General features: G+C 72.6%; 14 protein-coding genes and 1 pseudogene. 10 read left to right on the top strand and 5 right to left on the bottom strand.

The window, feature by feature from the left end:
• Positions 1-136: 136 nt before the first annotated feature.
• The 5 genes and pseudogenes from ACFV9W_RS31075 to ACFV9W_RS31055 all read left to right on the top strand — a co-directional run.
• Positions 137-229, top strand: a pseudogene (locus tag ACFV9W_RS31075) (DUF5134 domain-containing protein); the annotation flags it as partial.
• A gap of 86 nt (positions 230-315) precedes the next feature.
• Positions 316-1251, top strand: coding sequence for a M56 family metallopeptidase (locus tag ACFV9W_RS31070; RefSeq protein ID WP_385767536.1), 936 nt, complete (start codon positions 316-318; stop codon positions 1249-1251).
• 103 nt (positions 1252-1354) lie between these two features.
• Positions 1355-2035, top strand: coding sequence for a phosphatase PAP2 family protein (locus ACFV9W_RS31065; RefSeq protein WP_385767533.1), 681 nt, complete (start codon positions 1355-1357; stop codon positions 2033-2035).
• A gap of 33 nt (positions 2036-2068) precedes the next feature.
• Entirely contained in the window at positions 2069-2779 is a 711-nt protein-coding gene (locus ACFV9W_RS31060; protein ID WP_385767529.1) for an HAD family hydrolase, read from the top strand.
• 194 nt (positions 2780-2973) lie between these two features.
• On the top strand, positions 2974-3690 hold the full coding sequence (locus ACFV9W_RS31055) for a TetR/AcrR family transcriptional regulator (protein ID WP_385767527.1): 717 nt from the start codon (positions 2974-2976) through the stop codon (positions 3688-3690).
• Here ACFV9W_RS31055 and ACFV9W_RS31050 read toward each other — a convergent pair.
• The gene (locus ACFV9W_RS31050; RefSeq protein ID WP_385767524.1) at positions 3678-5177 is read right to left on the bottom strand and encodes an LVIVD repeat-containing protein; all 1500 of its coding nucleotides are present in this window, start codon (positions 5175-5177) and stop codon (positions 3678-3680) included. The genes ACFV9W_RS31055 and ACFV9W_RS31050 overlap by 13 nt on opposite strands.
• 108 nt (positions 5178-5285) lie before the next feature.
• Between ACFV9W_RS31050 and ACFV9W_RS31045 the strand changes: the two genes are divergently transcribed.
• The 3 genes from ACFV9W_RS31045 (at position 5286) to ACFV9W_RS31035 (ending at position 8850) form a co-directional block, all read left to right on the top strand.
• Positions 5286-5930 carry a DUF305 domain-containing protein gene (locus ACFV9W_RS31045; RefSeq protein ID WP_385767521.1) on the top strand — a complete coding sequence of 215 codons (645 nt, stop codon included), beginning with the start codon at positions 5286-5288 and terminating at the stop codon, positions 5928-5930.
• Between the two features lie 82 nt (positions 5931-6012).
• Positions 6013-7377, top strand: a complete 1365-nt coding sequence (locus ACFV9W_RS31040) for an NADP oxidoreductase (protein ID WP_385767519.1) — start codon at positions 6013-6015, stop codon at positions 7375-7377.
• An 87-nt stretch (positions 7378-7464) separates the two neighbouring features.
• Positions 7465-8850: a nucleobase:cation symporter-2 family protein gene (locus ACFV9W_RS31035; protein ID WP_385767516.1), complete on the top strand. Its 1386-nt coding sequence runs from the start codon at positions 7465-7467 to the stop codon at positions 8848-8850.
• On the opposite strand, the gene ACFV9W_RS31030 is transcribed toward ACFV9W_RS31035, so the two are convergent.
• Positions 8770-9144, bottom strand: a complete 375-nt coding sequence (locus ACFV9W_RS31030; protein ID WP_385767513.1) for an ArsR/SmtB family transcription factor — start codon at positions 9142-9144, stop codon at positions 8770-8772. The genes ACFV9W_RS31035 and ACFV9W_RS31030 overlap by 81 nt on opposite strands.
• Positions 9145-9327: 183 nt before the next feature.
• Between ACFV9W_RS31030 and ACFV9W_RS31025 the strand changes: the two genes are divergently transcribed.
• The gene (locus ACFV9W_RS31025) at positions 9328-10410 is read left to right on the top strand and encodes an NADH:flavin oxidoreductase/NADH oxidase (RefSeq protein WP_385767511.1); all 1083 of its coding nucleotides are present in this window, start codon (positions 9328-9330) and stop codon (positions 10408-10410) included.
• A 99-nt stretch (positions 10411-10509) separates the two neighbouring features.
• Here the strand turns inward: ACFV9W_RS31025 and ACFV9W_RS31020 are convergent, their stop codons facing one another.
• Both ACFV9W_RS31020 and ACFV9W_RS31015 read right to left on the bottom strand, forming a co-directional pair.
• Entirely contained in the window at positions 10510-11001 is a 492-nt protein-coding gene (locus ACFV9W_RS31020) for a nuclear transport factor 2 family protein (protein WP_385767508.1), read from the bottom strand.
• 30 nt (positions 11002-11031) lie between these two features.
• On the bottom strand, positions 11032-11844 hold the full coding sequence (locus ACFV9W_RS31015) for a helix-turn-helix domain-containing protein (RefSeq protein WP_385767505.1): 813 nt from the start codon (positions 11842-11844) through the stop codon (positions 11032-11034).
• Positions 11845-11962: 118 nt separating this feature from the next.
• Here ACFV9W_RS31015 and ACFV9W_RS31010 point away from each other — a divergent pair, with 118 nt between their 5' ends.
• A complete protein-coding gene (locus ACFV9W_RS31010; protein WP_385767502.1) occupies positions 11963-12322 on the top strand; it encodes a nuclear transport factor 2 family protein in 360 nt (119 codons plus the stop codon).
• A 20-nt stretch (positions 12323-12342) separates the two neighbouring features.
• Here the strand turns inward: ACFV9W_RS31010 and ACFV9W_RS31005 are convergent, their stop codons facing one another.
• Complete coding sequence (locus ACFV9W_RS31005; RefSeq protein ID WP_385767499.1) at positions 12343-14286, bottom strand: ATP-binding protein; 1944 nt, start codon at positions 14284-14286, stop codon at positions 12343-12345.
• Between the last annotated feature and the right edge of the window lie 113 nt (positions 14287-14399).

Here is a 14399-nt window from a genome sequence, read left to right as displayed (position 1 = left end):
ACACCGCCCCCCCATCGCCGTTGTGTTGGGGGGGGCGGCCGCCGCCCGTGGCCCCCCGCGCTACAAATAACGGCCCGCCCAACCCCACCCCCGCGTGGAACCCCCCCCCCGCGGCGCCCCCCGCCCGCCCCCCCCCGCCCCCCCCGGCTGGGGCGACCGCCCCGAACTGGCCCGAGCCTGCCGCCTCTCGATGGGGATCGGGATGCTGGCGATGCTGCTGACGATGTAGCGGACCGGCCAACGAAACCGTGGCGTGCGTCACTTGACGCCCCAGGCCATACCCGTGGGTAGCGCTCGCCTCATAGGGTGAAGGCCATGACGGTCCCCGTAGCACTGTTGCTGCTCGGCGCCCTTGCCGCCCTGGTCGCGCCGAGGCTGCTCGCGCGCGCGGACTGGACGGAGCGGGAGCCGATCGTCGCGCTGTGGGCGTGGCAGTGCGTGGTGGCGGGCGTACTGCTGTGCTGCGCCCTGTCGATGACGTTGAGCGCGGCGGCCGCCTGGGGCGCCGTGCGCGGCCATGTCTTCGCGGCGGCGCCGCACGGGGTCGTGGACGCGTACGCGCTGCGCGCCGCCGGGCCGTGGGCGGCGACCGTCGCCGTGACGCTCGCCCTGGGCGGGGCGTGGACGGCGGCGATGCTGGTGCGCGAGGTGCTCGGCGCGCGAGCGCGGCGGCGCGCCCGGCGGACCGAACTCCTTCAGCGCGCACCGCTGTTGCCGGGCGAGGAGCCGGGCCCCGACCGCCTCGTCATCCTGGAGGGCAAGCGCCCGGACGCCTGGTGGATGTCGGGCACGACACCCCAGCTCATCATCACCACGGCCGCCCTGCGGCGACTGAAGGGGCGCCAGCTGGACGCCGTGCTCGCGCACGAGATGGGGCACGCGCGCTGGCGGCACGACTGGCTGCTGCACTGCTCGGGCGCGCTGGCCGCCGGTTTTCCGCAGGTTCCGGTGTTCGCCTCGTTCCGGGGCGAGATGCACCGCCTGGTGGAACTGGCTGCGGACGACGTCGCCTCGCGCCGCTTCGGGCGCATGAGCATCGCGCTCGCGCTGGTGGAACTCAACGAGGACCGTGGGGTGTTCGGCCCCTGCCCGACGCCGCACGCGCAGGTCCCGCAGCGTGTGCACCGGCTGCTCGCGCCGCCGTCGCGCCTGACGCCCGTGCACCGGCTGCGCCTCACGGCGGCCGCGGCGCTGATCCCGCTCGTCCCCCTCCTGGTCACCTTCGTCCCCGCCCTGCGGGCGCTGGGTTAGTACCTTTCCGACGGACGGATCGGGCTGGATACCGGCCCTGAGACCACGCCGCAGGGCCCACCGGGATGGCCCGCGGCGCGACCCATGAGCGAGGATCGTTCCCATGCACCCGGCACGGCTCGACTCCCCGCCCCGACGCCCCCGACCCGTCCGCGCGCTCACGGCCGCGCTCGCCCTGCCCTCCGTACTCCTGCTCGCCCTGGTGGCGCTCCGCTGGGACCCGCTGATGGACCTCGACCGGGACATCGCCCGCTCGCTGCACGGCCGGGCCCTCGCCGAACCCGGCGTCACGCAGGTCAATCGCGTCCTGACCGACTGGGTGTGGGACCCCTGGACCATGCGGCTGCTGTGCGCGGTGATCGTGCTGGTCCTCGTGTGGCGGCTGCGGGACCTGCTGCTCGCGGGCTGGGTGGCGGCCACCTGCCTGGTCGGCACGCTGCTGCAACAGGGCCTGAAGGCCGCCGTCGACCGGCCGCGCCCGGCCTGGCGCGACCCGGTGGACTCGGCGCACTACGCGGCGTTCCCCTCGGGACACGCGATGACGGCGACCGTGGTGTGCGCGCTCGTCCTGTGGCTGCTGCGGCGGTACGGAGCCGGGCGGACGCTGTGGCGCACCGTGCTCGCGCTCGCCGTGGTGTCGGTGCTCGGCGTCGGCCTGACCCGCCTGTGGCTGGGGGTGCACTGGCCCTCGGACGTGCTGGCCGGCTGGCTCCTCGGCGCGCTGACGGTGACACTGTCCACGGCCGCGTACGGCAAGTGGATCGCGCCCAACGCCCGTGCTTGACCGGCGGGTTCGAAGCGCCGGAGGATCGGTCGCATGACGATCAAAGCCGTGCTGTTCGACTTCTCCGGGACCCTCTTCCGCATCGAGTCCACCGAGTCCTGGCTGCGCGCCGTGCTCGACGCACACGAACTCGCGCTGCCGGAGGACGAGTTCAAGCGGGCGGCGGACGGCCTGGAGGCCGCGGGAGCACTGCCCGGCGGCAGCACGCACCAGACGAACGTGCCCGCGCACCTCGCCGAGCTCGTCGCCGTCCGCGACGTGGACGCCTCGCGGCACCGCGCCGCGTACACGGGCCTGGCCCGCCAGGTGCCGCTGCCCGACGAGCGGCTCTACGACGCCCTGTACGACCGGCACATGACGCCGGACGCCTGGCGGCCCTACCCGGACGCCCGCGAGGTCCTCGCCGGCCTGCGCGAGCGCGGACTTCCGGTGGCCGTGATCAGCAACATCGGCTGGGACCCGCGCCCCGTCTTCGTGGCCCACGGCCTCGACCAGTACATCGACGCGTACGTCCTGTCGTACCGGCACGGCGTCCAGAAGCCTGACACCCGGCTGTTCACGGCGGCGCTGGAGGCGCTGGGCGTGGCTCCCGGCGACGCGCTGATGGTGGGCGACGACCGGCACGCGGACGCCGGGGCGGCCGAGCTGGGCTGCGCCGTGCACTTCGTGGACCATCTACCGGCCGAGGCCCGCCCCGACGGGCTGCGCCCGGTGCTCGACCAGATCCGAGCCGCCTTCACGTGACGCCCCGACACATGACACCGCGGTACATGATGTGGCGGCACCTGACGGCCCCGCACATGACACGACCGTATTCGGACGATCCCCCGCGTCGCCCGAATACGGCCGGCCCTCCCGCGCACACCACACCCAACAGGCCGGTGGCCGGGAAGCGCTGAGTATAGTTGGCTGCGAGCCAGTCAACGCAGGAGTCAAGAATGTCCCCCCGCAGCGCATCGGTCAATGAGGAGTTGCGCCGACGCTCCCGCGAGCGGCTCCTGCGGGCGACGCTGGAGCTCGTCGGGGAGCGCGGATACGACGCGACGACGCTCGGCGACATCGCGGACCGCGCCCGTTCGGCGCGCGGCCTGATCTCGTACTACTTCCCGGGCAAGCGGCAGTTGCTGCAGTCCGCCGTGCACCGGCTGATGCACCGCACGCTCGCGGAGGCGCTGGAGCGGGAGCCGCGTCCCGGGCTCGACGACGGTGACGAGCGGCTGGCCCGCGCGATCGACGCGATCCTCGGCCTCGCCCACGACCAACCCGTCCTCATGCGCACGCACATGGCGGGAATCCTGCAGGCCGAGGGCTTCGTGCAGTGCCCTGAGCAGCAGCGGCTCGCGGCGCTCCTGCGCGACACCGTCGTGCGGCACGGGACGCTGGACGTCGACACGGACTATCCGATGCTGCGCGCCGTGCTGATGGGCGCCGTGTTCTCGATGCTCGTGCCGGGGGTGCCGATGCGGCTCACCACGATGCGCGCCGAGCTGTTCCGCCGCTACGAACTGGAGTGGAAATGGGGCTTCCCGCCGGACGACGAGGATGACGCGTCGTCCGACGGGAGCCCCGCCCACGGCAGACCGGCCGATTTCTCGCGCTACTTCGAGCCGCTGTCACCGGCCGTCAGCGGTGAGCCGAGCGGTCAGCCGAAGTAGTCCGGCTGCGTCTGGACGTTGAGCTCGCCAAGGCGGATCTTCGACGCCGGGTCGGTGCGGGAGTCGTTGATCTTCAGGACGTCGAAGCCCTTCGCGATGTCGTTCGAGAACACGTACCCGTTGTAGTAGTACGCGCTCCAGGAGCCGCCCGTCTGGATCTTGTCGGTGCTGAGCGGGCCGCGCTCGAAGTAGCCGATCTCCTTGGGCTTCGTGGAGTCCGTGAAGTCCCAGACGGAGACGCCGCCCTGGTACCAGGCCTGCACCATGAGGTCCTTGCCCTTGACCGGGATCAGCGAGCCGTTGTGCGCGACACAGTTCTCGGTGTCGGCCTGGTGGCGCGGGATCTTGAAGTAGCTCTTGAAGACGAGCTTGCGCTTGTCGCCCTTGCCGGTGATGTCGTAGATGCCGTTCGCGCCGCGGTCCGGGCCGATCTCCGCGTTGCAGGTGGCCGCGCCACCGCCGCCCAGCTCGTCGGTGAAGACGACCTTGTTGGCCTTCTGGTTGAAGGTCGCCGAGTGCCAGAACGCGAAGTTGACGTTGTCCTGGACCTGGTCGATGACCTTCGGGTTCTCCGGGTCCGCGATGGAGAACAGGATGCCGTCGCCCATGCAGGCGCCCGCCGCGAGGTCCTTGGAGGGCAGGACCGTGATGTCGTGGCAGCCGGTGGTCTTGGAGACGCCCGGGTTGGTGGGCGCACCGGGGTTGCCGCCGCCGTCCGCGCCCTCACCGGGGAACAGGACCGGGAAGTTCACGACGGCCGCCTTCTGCGGCGCGCTGCGGGGCACCTTGATGACCGAGATGCCGTCGTGCGGCGGCTGGCAGTCGGGGAACGTCGCGCTCGGCGAGTACGAGGAGACGTAGACGTAGACGTTCTTCTTCTCCGGCACCAGGGTGTGGGTGTGCGAACCGCACGCGGTCTCGACGGCGGAGACGTACTTCGGGTTCGCCTTGTCGCTGATGTCGAAGACCTTCATGCCCTCCCAGGACGACTTCTCGCTCGCCGGCTGGGTGGTGGAGGCGCACGAGTCGTCGCTGCGGGAGCTGTCCGTGGACAGGAACAGCAGGTTCCCGGAGACGGAGACGTCGTTCTGGGAGCCGGGACACAGCACCTGGGCGACCGTCTTCGGCGCCTTCGGGTTGCTGATGTCGAAGACGCGGAACCCGTCGTAGTTCCCGGCGAAGGCGTACTTGCCCTGGAAGGCGAGGTCCGAGTTGGTGCCGGGCAGCGCGTCCTTGGGGATGTTCGTGACGTGCTGGATGTTGTCCGAGTGGACGACCTCGTCCTGGCCGGGTATGTCGCCGGCGGATATCGCCTTCTCGACCTCGGCCTCGGTGCTCTTCGACACGCTCTTGGGAGCCGCCGACTTGTCGCCCGGGTCGGGCGTCGCCGAAACGGGGCCCGCGGCGAGCAGCGCCGCGAGGAGTCCGGCCGCCGCGGTGGCAACTCCCAGGCGTCTGCGCCGTGTTCGGGGGGAGTACAGGGTCACTGTTGTCTCCTTGGGTGACGGTGACTTCGCTCGTACGTGAACGATTCACGGATCTCCCCGAGTATCGTCCTCCTCATGCACAGATCAATAGCTGGCAACGTAATCGTCATGAAAGTTGCCGTCGCCGCGCTGGCGGCGATGTCGGCGCTGGCATTGACCGGGTGCGACTCCGGGGGCTCCAGCGACGCCGGCAAGGCCAACTCCGGCGCGTCCGACGGTCCTTCGGTGATCGCGCCGGGGAAGCCGGGCGACGCGGCCGAGACCCTGTCGGCCAAGGACGCGAAGAAGCGCGGCACGGACGACACCCCGAACTCCGCCGACGTCCAGTACGCGCAGATGATGATCCCGCACCACGAGCAGGCCCTGAAGATGACCGAACTGGCCCCGAAGCGGGCCGAGTCGGAGCAGGTCGAGGGGCTCGCCGAGCGGATCACCGCCGCGCAGGGGCCGGAGGTCGAGATGATGCGCGGCTGGCTGAAGAAGTACCACCGCGCGGAGAAGCCCGAGGGTCACCAGGGGCACGGCGCGATGCCGGGGATGGCGACCGAGGCCCAGCTGAAGACGCTGCGGGCCGCGAAGGGCAAGGCGTTCGACGAGTTGTTCGTGAAGCTGATGATCACGCACCACCAGGGGGCCGTGACGATGGCCACGGAGGTCAAGAGCGGCGGGAACAACGTGCAGGTGGAGGAGATGGCCGACGATGTGATCTCGCAGCAGACCAGCGAGATCGAGCGGATGCGCGACATGTCCTGAGCGCCGCCCCCGCGCCCCTCCCCCGCCGCCTCTCCCGGTGTCATGCTGGAACACATCAGCACCTCGGCGGAGGGAGCATCCCGTGCCGCACATCGCCGTCGTCGGTTCGGGTCCGAGCGGGGTCTACACCGCGCAGGGCCTCGTGCGGCAGGACCGCGTCCCGGACATCCGCGTCGATGTGCTCGACCGGCTCCCCTGCCCGTACGGGCTCGTGCGCTACGGCGTCGCCCCGGACCACGAGAAGATCAAGTCGTTGCAGAGCAATCTGCGGGCGGTCCTGGAGGACGAGCGGGTCCGCTTCCTCGGCGGCGTGGAGATCGGCCCGGCGCTGCCGCCCGCGAAGCTTTTGGAGCTGTACGACGCGGTGGTGTACTGCGTGGGCGCGGCGGCCGACCGGCGGCTCGGGATTCCCGGCGAGGACCTGCCGGGCAGCTGGTCGGCGACCGACTTCGTGGCCTGGTACAGCGCGCACCCCGACGCGGTCGACGGCGGTTTCGTACGGGGTGTGCGGGCGGCCGTCGCCATCGGCGTGGGCAATGTGTCGGTGGACGTGACCCGGATGCTGGCCCGCGGCGTCACGGAACTCCTGCCCACCGACATGCCCGGTGCCGCGCTGGACACCCTCGCCGCCAGCGAGGTCGTGGATGTGCACATGGTGGGTCGGCGCGGCCCCTCGCAGGCCCGCTTCACCACGAAGGAGCTGCGCGAACTGGGCGGCCTCCCGGACACCGAAGTGGTCGTCGACGAGGCCGAGTTGGCGCTCGACCCTGCGTACGCCGACCCGTCCGCGCTGCCCGCCGCGCTGCGGCGCAACGTGGAGGTGCTGCGCGGCTGGGCCGCCGAACCGCCCCGAGGCGCCCGTCGCCGGATTCATCTGCGGTTCTACCTGCGCCCCGTCGAGGTCCTCGCGGGCGAGGGCGGGCGGGTGGCGGGGGTCCGCTTCGAGCGGACGCGGCCGGACGGGCACGGGGGCGTCGTCGGCACGGGCGTGTTCGAGGAGATCGACGCCCAGCTCGTCCTGCGGTCGGTGGGCTATCGCGGGGTGCCGCTGGAGGGTCTGCCGTTCGACGAGCGCGGCGGAACGGTGCCGCACGAGGCGGGGCGGGTGCTGCGGGATGCGCGGGTGGCACCCGGCGAGTACGTCGCCGGGTGGATCAAGCGCGGCCCGACGGGCGTGATCGGCACCAACCGGCCCTGCGCCAAGGAGACCGTCACCTCGCTCCTGGACGATCTGACCGGCACGGCGGCCAGTACAGAAGGCGGGCCGGAATCCGGTACCGCGCGGGACCCGCTGACCGGCCTGATCGCGGCCGGGGCGCGACCCGTGCTGTGGGACGGATGGCGGGCGATCGAGCGGGCCGAGGCAGAGCTGGGGCGGGGGCTCGGGCGGGGCTCGGTGAAGATCGCCGACTGGGAGGGCCTGTTGGGCGCGGCGCGGGATTCGTAGCCGATCCGAGGCGTCCTGGGGGCTCGGACACGTAGCGGCAACACCACGGAAATCAACAAAACGTTCAAGCTCATTACGTTCTCGTGCATGACAACGCACCCCGTGGACCAGGTCCCGCCCGTACGCCAGTTGGCGGCGTTCGGGCTGCAACACGTGCTCGCCATGTACGCGGGCGCGGTCGCCGTGCCGCTGATCGTGGGCGGCGCGATGAAGCTGCCGCCCGCCGACCTCGCGTATCTGATCACCGCCGATCTGCTGGTGTGCGGTATCGCCACCCTCATCCAGTGCGTGGGGGTGTGGCGCTTCGGCATCCGGCTGCCGATCGTGCAGGGCTGTACGTTCGCGGCCGTGTCGCCGATGGTGCTGATCGGCACGACGGGCGGCGGGCTGCCGGCGATCTACGGCGCGGTGATCGTCGCCGGCCTCGCGATGATGCTGCTCGCACCGGTCTTCGGGCGGCTGCTGCGCTTCTTCCCGCCCCTGGTCACGGGCACGGTCATCCTGATCATCGGCCTGTCACTGCTGCCGACGGCGGGCACGTGGGCGGCGGGCGGCTCCGGCGCGAAGGACTTCGGGGACCCGAAGAACCTCGGGCTCGCGGCGCTGGTCCTGGTGCTCGTGCTCGGCGTGCAGCGGTTCGCGCCGCCCGCCCTGAGCCGGGTCGCGGTGCTGGTCGGCATCGTGGCGGGCACGGCGGTGGCGATACCCACCGGCTTCACGGACTTCTCCGCGGTCGGCGACGCGAACTGGGTCGGGATCAGCACGCCCTTCCACTTCGGCGCCCCGGAGTTCCACGCGGCGGCCATCGTGTCGATGCTGATCGTGGCGCTGGTGACGATCACCGAGACGACCGGTGACTTCATCGCGGTCGGCGAGATGACGGACCGGCCGGTGGACCGGCGCGCGCTCGGCGACGGCCTGCGCGCCGACGGCTTCTCGACCGTGCTCGGCGGCGTCTTCAACACCTTCCCGTACACGGCGTTCGCGCAGAACGTCGGCCTCGTCGGCATGACGAAGGTGCGCAGCCGGTGGGTGGTCGCCGTCTCCGGCGGCATCCTGATCCTGCTCGGGCTGCTGCCGAAGCTGGGCGCGGTGGTCGCCGCGATCCCCTCTCCGGTGCTCGGCGGCGCGGGGCTCGTGATGTTCGGGACGGTCGCGGCGAGCGGTCTGCGGACCCTGGCGAAGGTGGACTTCGAGGGCAACAGCAATCTGACGGTCGTGGCGGTCTCGGTGGCGATCGGCATCCTGCCGGTGGGCGTGCCGACGCTCTACGAGCACTTCCCCAACTGGTTCCAGACGGTGATGGACAGCGGCATCAGCGCGGGCTGCCTGACGGCGATCGCGCTGAACCTGCTCTTCAACCACCTGCCGCAGAAGGCGGGTTCGACGCCGTCACTTCCCGTCGAGCCGGTTCTCCTGCCGGGCGGCCGCGTCGAGGATGTGGTCCAGAAGGCCGGGGAAGAGCGCGTCTAGGTCGGCCCTGCGCAGCCCGTTCATCTTGGCGGTCCCCCGGTAGACCTGCTCGATCACCCCCGCCTCGCGCAGCACCCGGAAGTGGTGCGTGGTGGTGGACTTCGTGACGGGCAGGTCGAAGGCCGAACAGGACAGCTCTGCCTCCGCCGACACCGCCATCTCGCGGACGACGGCCATGCGCATCGGGTCGGACAGCGCGTGCAGCACCGTTTCGAGCCGGATCTCCGCGCGGTCGGGGTGCGCGAGCGTACGACCGCCGGTTGCGGCCTCGGTGTGCGGTGCTGCGGTCGTCATGGACGACTCCCCTTCGCGGTGCGGGTGGCTGGATGCCTGCCGTGCGTTGCGGCCATTGTACGAGAACCCTCGTAGTTTGACATCCGCCGTACTACGGTGGCTATCGTACTAGGCAGGTCCTCGTCGCCGTCCGCGAGGCACATCCGCGATCCACACCGAGATCCACACCGAATGGAGTCCGCCGTGAGCGCACTGTTCGAGCCCTACACCCTGCGGTCCCTGACCATCCCCAACCGCGTGTGGATGCCGCCGATGTGCCAGTACAGCGCGGCTCCCGAGGGTCCGCTCGTGGGTGCGCCGAACGACTGGCACTTCCAGCACTACGGGGCGCGGGCCGCGGGCGGCACCGGCCTGATCATCGTCGAGGCGACGGGCGTCTCCCCCGAGGGCCGGATCTCGCCGCAGGACCTCGGCATCTGGAACGACACGCAGGTCGAGGCCTTCCGCCGGATCACCTCGTTCCTGAAGTCGCAGAACACCGTGCCGGGCATCCAGCTGGGCCACGCGGGCCGCAAGGCCTCGACCGACCAGCCCTGGAAGGGCGGCGCTCCGGTCGGCCCGGACGCGTACGGCTGGGAGGCCGTCGCCCCGAGCGCGGTGCCCTTCGACGAGAAGCACCCGGTGCCCGCCGAGCTGACGGTCGAGGCGATCAAGGAGATCGTCCAGCAGTTCGTCGACGCCGCCCGCCGCTCCCTGGACGCCGGTTTCCAGGTCATCGAGCTGCACGGCGCGCACGGCTACCTGATCGGCGAGTTCCTGTCCCCGCACTCCAACAAGCGCACGGACGAGTACGGCGGCTCCTACGAGAACCGCACTCGTTTCGCCCTCGAGGTGGTGGACGCGGTCCGCGAGGTGTGGCCCGAGGAGCTGCCGCTGCTCTTCCGCATCTCCGCGACCGACTGGCTGGACGGCGAGGAGGGCTGGACCGCCGACGACACCGTCCGGTTCGCCGCCGAGCTGAAGGAGCACGGCGTGGACCTCATCGACGTGTCGACCGGCGGCAACGCGGCCGGCGTCCGCATCCCGGTCGGCCCCGGCTACCAGGTCCCCTTCGCGGCCCGCGTCCGCAACGAGGCCGGCGTCCCGGCCGCCGCGGTCGGCCTCATCACCGAGCCCGAGCAGGCCGAGAAGATCCTCGCCAACGGTGAGGCCGACGCGGTCCTCGTCGGCCGCGAGCTGCTGCGCGACCCGTCCTTCGCCCGCCACGCGGCACGCGAACTGGGCGCCGACAGCCACGTACCTGACCAGTACCACCGCTCCGTCTGAGCCTGGCGGCCCCACTGAGCCGTACGCCCCCGTTGGTCCGCCGACCACGGGGGCGTACGCATGGGGTCAGCGCCCGGCCGCGGCCTCGCCGCCCGCGGCTCACCGGGCCCGGTCGACCTCATCGACGTGTGCGGTCGGTCCGCCGAACGGGAGGATCAGCGTCCGGCTCGCCAGCAGCCAACGGCCGTCCAGCTTGCGGAAGGTGTCCTCGTAGTGGCCGACGTTCGCGGGCAGCCGGGTCGGGACGATCGCGTCACCGCTGTAGCCGTCGACCCGGTAGGTGGCGAAGTACGTGGTGGCCGTGGCGGTGTCCGGTGAGTCGACGGTGACCAGGATGTTCGTGCACATCCGCCGGGACAGGCGGTCGGCCGGGCGGCCGCCGAAGTAGGCGCGCAGGGCCTCCCTGCCCTCGATCCTCCGGCTGTCGTAGGGCCATTCCCAGACGCCGTCGGGGGTGAAGAGATCGCAGACCGTGCCCGGGTCGCCGAGGTCGAGGCGGCGCACGAGCTCCAGGATCAGCCGTTCGCAGGCGCGCTCCGCCAGGAGGCGCTCCAGTGGGGCGAGTTGGTGCGGCGTGGCGTTCTCGATCATGTGCCAGTCCTACCAAGAAGACCCGTCCGGCTACGAGTTGTTTTCGAAGCGGCGGCGCGTCGCCGCGTCCGCCGGCAGGAACGTCTCCAGGTGGAGACCTTCGAGCGCCGCGTCGGCGGGCGTGGTGAGCTGCGCGGAGGTGCTGAAGAAGCGCAGTGGCGCGGCGTCCGGCACGGTGAGTTCCAGTGTGAGGACGGGGCTGCCGGTGGGAGCGGAGCGGGGCACGGCGGCGAGGTGCCGCGCGGTCTCCTCGGCCAGCGCGAAGTGGCGCGGGTCGTGGGTGCGTTCGGCGCGGTGGACCAGCTGGTGGTGCAGGTGGGAGGCCCACTCCGTGAAGTTGCGGATCCTCGGGGCGAGGCCCTGCTCGTGCACGCACAGCCGGATGACGTTGATCGGGGGTTCGAGGAGCCGGGGCGCACACCCTTCGAGGAGCGCGGCCACACCCGCGTTGGCGTCGACGACGTCCCAGTAGGTGTCCAGCAGCAGGGCCGGGTAGGGCATATGGGCGTCCAGGAGGCCCCGCAGTCCGTCCATGACGACCGCGAGCGAGGCATCCGCCAGGTCCCGGTCGCGGTACTGCGGCGCGTAGCCGCCCGCGAGGAGCAACTGGTTGCGGGCGCGCAGCGGCACGTCGAGGTGGTCCGCGAGATGCAGGATCATCTCGGGCGTCGGGTGCGCCCTGCCGGTCTCCACACGGCTGAGGTGCCGGGTGGAGACCGCGGAGCGGTTGGACAGCTCCTGCTGGCTGAAGCGGCGTCGTTCGCGCCAGCCCCGCAGCAGCGGGCCGACCGTGCGGGCGTCCGGGGTGTCCGCCGGGGCGAGGGAGTCCACGAGGGTGCTCATGACGGCAGCGTACGGCGGCGGGGCGCGCCCTCCATGACCTGTGAGGTCATGGAGCCTGCGCCGCGGCCCGGCCAGTGTGGTGCACGTCAACACACCACGGCACACCGGAGGTTCGACCATGACCGCACACCCCGCCGTCGACGCCTACCTCGCCACCTGGAACGCTCAGGGCGAGCAGCTCACGAAGCTCGTCGCCGAGCACTGGGCGGCCGACGCCACCTACACCGACCCGCTGGCCGAGGTGGCGGGCCACGCCGCGCTCACCGCGCTGGTCGAAGGGGTGCACCAGCAGTTCCCGGGCTTCGTGTTCACCGTCGTCGGCGAGGTGGACGCCCATCACCGGCAGGTGCGGTTCCAGTGGGGCCTGGGCCCCGAGGGGGCCGAGCCGCCGGTGATCGGCTTCGATGTCCTGGTCCTGGACGAGGACGGCCGGATCCGGGACGTCCGCGGCTTCCTGGACAAGGTGCCGGCGGCCTGACACCGCGCCGATCGGGCACCTCACGGACCGGCCGCGCGGGCGTCGGAACCCGGCCGGGGTCCCGCACGCCCCCGGGCGACGGCGGCCGCGGCCCGCCTGGGGAACGACCGCCGGGCGCCGGCCGGGGGCCGCAGCACCGCCTCCACGCGCCGGCGGACCGGTGCGCAGTACGCGGCCGCGCGGGGGCCCGCGCCCCGCAACTCGTCGGCGCTGCGCAGCAGTTCGGAGGCGAGCCCGGTGCGGCCGCGGGCCGCCGCGATGTCGGCGGCGAGTTCGGCGGTGCAGGCGGCGCCCTCCGTGTCGTCGTGGGCGAGGTGGCTGTGCAACGCGCGGCCCGCCTCCTCGGCCGCGACGTCCAGCGGGCCGCCCTCCCAGCGCAGCAGCTCGGCCTGCGCGTGCCCGAGCCAGGCCTCGGCCCACGGGTCGTGCACCTCGGCCGCCCCCGACCTCGGCAGCACCAGTTCCTGAGCGGCCTCCGGGTCCGTACGGACCAGGGCGAGCGCGAGGGCCGCCCGGGTCCCGGCACCGCCGGGACCGAACCCCGGGGCCTCGCCGAGGAGTTCGAGGGCCGACCGGAACGCCTCGGTCGCCTCGCGCACGTTCCCCTGGCGCAGCGCGGCGACGCCCCGGGTGTGCGCGAGCAGACCGAGGCAGCGGTCGTCGCCGTCCCGCTCGGCCGCGAGCCGACCGTTCACGAGAGCGGCCTCGGCGGCCTTGTCGTCGGCGCACAGCAGTTCCAGGTATCCGGCGAGCCACCAGGCGCGGCCCGGCACCGGCTCCTGGTGCAGCCGCAGCACCCTGCGCAGCGCCGCCCGCCCCTCCCGCGCCCGGCCGCACGCCACCCACAGGAACCACAGGTGCACCACGGTGTCGAGGGCGACACCCGCTTCCACCGTCGCCGAGAGAGACCCGGTGCGGGGGTCCATCGCCCGTTGGAGGTCGGGGAGTTGACGCAGCACGAGGGCGCGTGCCTCCCGCTGCCGCCCGCGGCTCCAGCAGTCCGCGGCCCGCCGGGCGAGCCGGGCGCACCACGTCCGGTGGCGCAGGGCGAGCGCCCAGCGCTCCCCGGCCGCTTCCAGGGCCCGCAGGCACACCTCCCGCATCGGCCCGGTGAGCCGGGACCGCGGCCCGCCGTCGTGCTCCCCCTGGCCGCCCGGCACGAGGGCGAAGGGCGCGACCCGCTCCATCAGGACCGGGACGCGCGCGGCGGGCAGCGCTCCCGAGGCACACACGTCGCGCACCGCCCGCAGGTCGAAGTCGCCCTCGAACACGGCGAGCCGGCGCAGGAGTTCGCGCTCGCCGCGGGTGCTGCGCGCGTAGGCCCGCTCGGCCTCCGCCAGCGCCCGCGAGCTGTACGGGCGGAGCTCCACGGCCGCCAGGCCCCCGGGTCCCCGCAGGCGCCGGCCGGCGTCGAGGAGTGGGCCGGGCAGCCCGTCCAGGCGGTGGGCGAGGGCGGTGGCGCGGGTGGCGGCGGCGGGGTCGGCCAGGAGCCGGCCGCCCGCCGCGTCGGCGAGCAGCCCGACCGCGGCGCTCGGGCTCAGCGGCGGCAGCCGGTGCACCGCTTCACCGCGCAGCCAGCTCGGCCGGTCGGAGATCCGCAGCACGGTGAGCCCCGGCACGTCCTCCAGGAGCGCGGCGATCAGGTCGGTGCCCGCACCGCCGAGGTGCTCCCAGTCGTCCAGGACGAGCAGCGGCCGCGCGCGCAGGCGCCGTCCCGGCCGGACCCCGAGCCGGTGCCGCAGCCGGACCACGACCCCGGCCAGCACGCTCGCGTCGAGTCCGGCCCCCGATTCCCACACCACTTCGCGCCGGCCACGCGCGCGTACGTGCTCGACGGCCTCCCGCGCGAGCCGGGTCCTGCCCACCCCCGAGGGGCCCACCAGGGACACCAGGCGCCAGGACGCCAACCGCGTGAGCAGCGCCGCCAGTTCGCGCTCACGCCCCTTCAACTTCCCTTCGGTCATGCCGACCCACACCCTCGCAGAGTTTCGCGTTCCGATGGACGAGCACCGCGGCGTGTACTTCCCTGAGTACTGCGGCACCGGTCCCGCCTGCGACCGGTGACACATCCGGCGCG

The organism is Streptomyces sp. NPDC059897 (assembly GCF_042730865.1).
Taxonomy (GTDB): domain Bacteria; phylum Actinomycetota; class Actinomycetes; order Streptomycetales; family Streptomycetaceae; genus Streptomyces.
The sequence above is the reverse complement of the archived record's forward strand: the minus strand, read 5'-3'. Positions and strand labels throughout refer to the sequence as shown.

Bases quoted from the DNA above. Each gene is read 5' to 3' on its own strand.
- ACFV9W_RS31070 (WP_385767536.1), top strand. From the start codon at position 316: ATGACGGTCCCCGTAGCACTGTTGCTGCTCGGCGCCCTTGCCGCCCTG.
- ACFV9W_RS31065 (WP_385767533.1), top strand. From the start codon at position 1,355: ATGCACCCGGCACGGCTCGACTCCCCGCCCCGACGCCCCCGACCCGTC.
- ACFV9W_RS31060 (WP_385767529.1), top strand. From the start codon at position 2,069: ATGACGATCAAAGCCGTGCTGTTCGACTTCTCCGGGACCCTCTTCCGC.
- ACFV9W_RS31055 (WP_385767527.1), top strand. From the start codon at position 2,974: ATGTCCCCCCGCAGCGCATCGGTCAATGAGGAGTTGCGCCGACGCTCC.
- ACFV9W_RS31045 (WP_385767521.1), top strand. From the start codon at position 5,286: ATGAAAGTTGCCGTCGCCGCGCTGGCGGCGATGTCGGCGCTGGCATTG.
- ACFV9W_RS31035 (WP_385767516.1), top strand. From the start codon at position 7,465: ATGACAACGCACCCCGTGGACCAGGTCCCGCCCGTACGCCAGTTGGCG.
- ACFV9W_RS31030 (WP_385767513.1), bottom strand. From the start codon at position 9,144: ATGACGACCGCAGCACCGCACACCGAGGCCGCAACCGGCGGTCGTACG.
- ACFV9W_RS31020 (WP_385767508.1), bottom strand. From the start codon at position 11,001: ATGATCGAGAACGCCACGCCGCACCAACTCGCCCCACTGGAGCGCCTC.
- ACFV9W_RS31015 (WP_385767505.1), bottom strand. From the start codon at position 11,844: ATGAGCACCCTCGTGGACTCCCTCGCCCCGGCGGACACCCCGGACGCC.
- ACFV9W_RS31010 (WP_385767502.1), top strand. From the start codon at position 11,963: ATGACCGCACACCCCGCCGTCGACGCCTACCTCGCCACCTGGAACGCT.
- ACFV9W_RS31005 (WP_385767499.1), bottom strand. From the start codon at position 14,286: ATGACCGAAGGGAAGTTGAAGGGGCGTGAGCGCGAACTGGCGGCGCTG.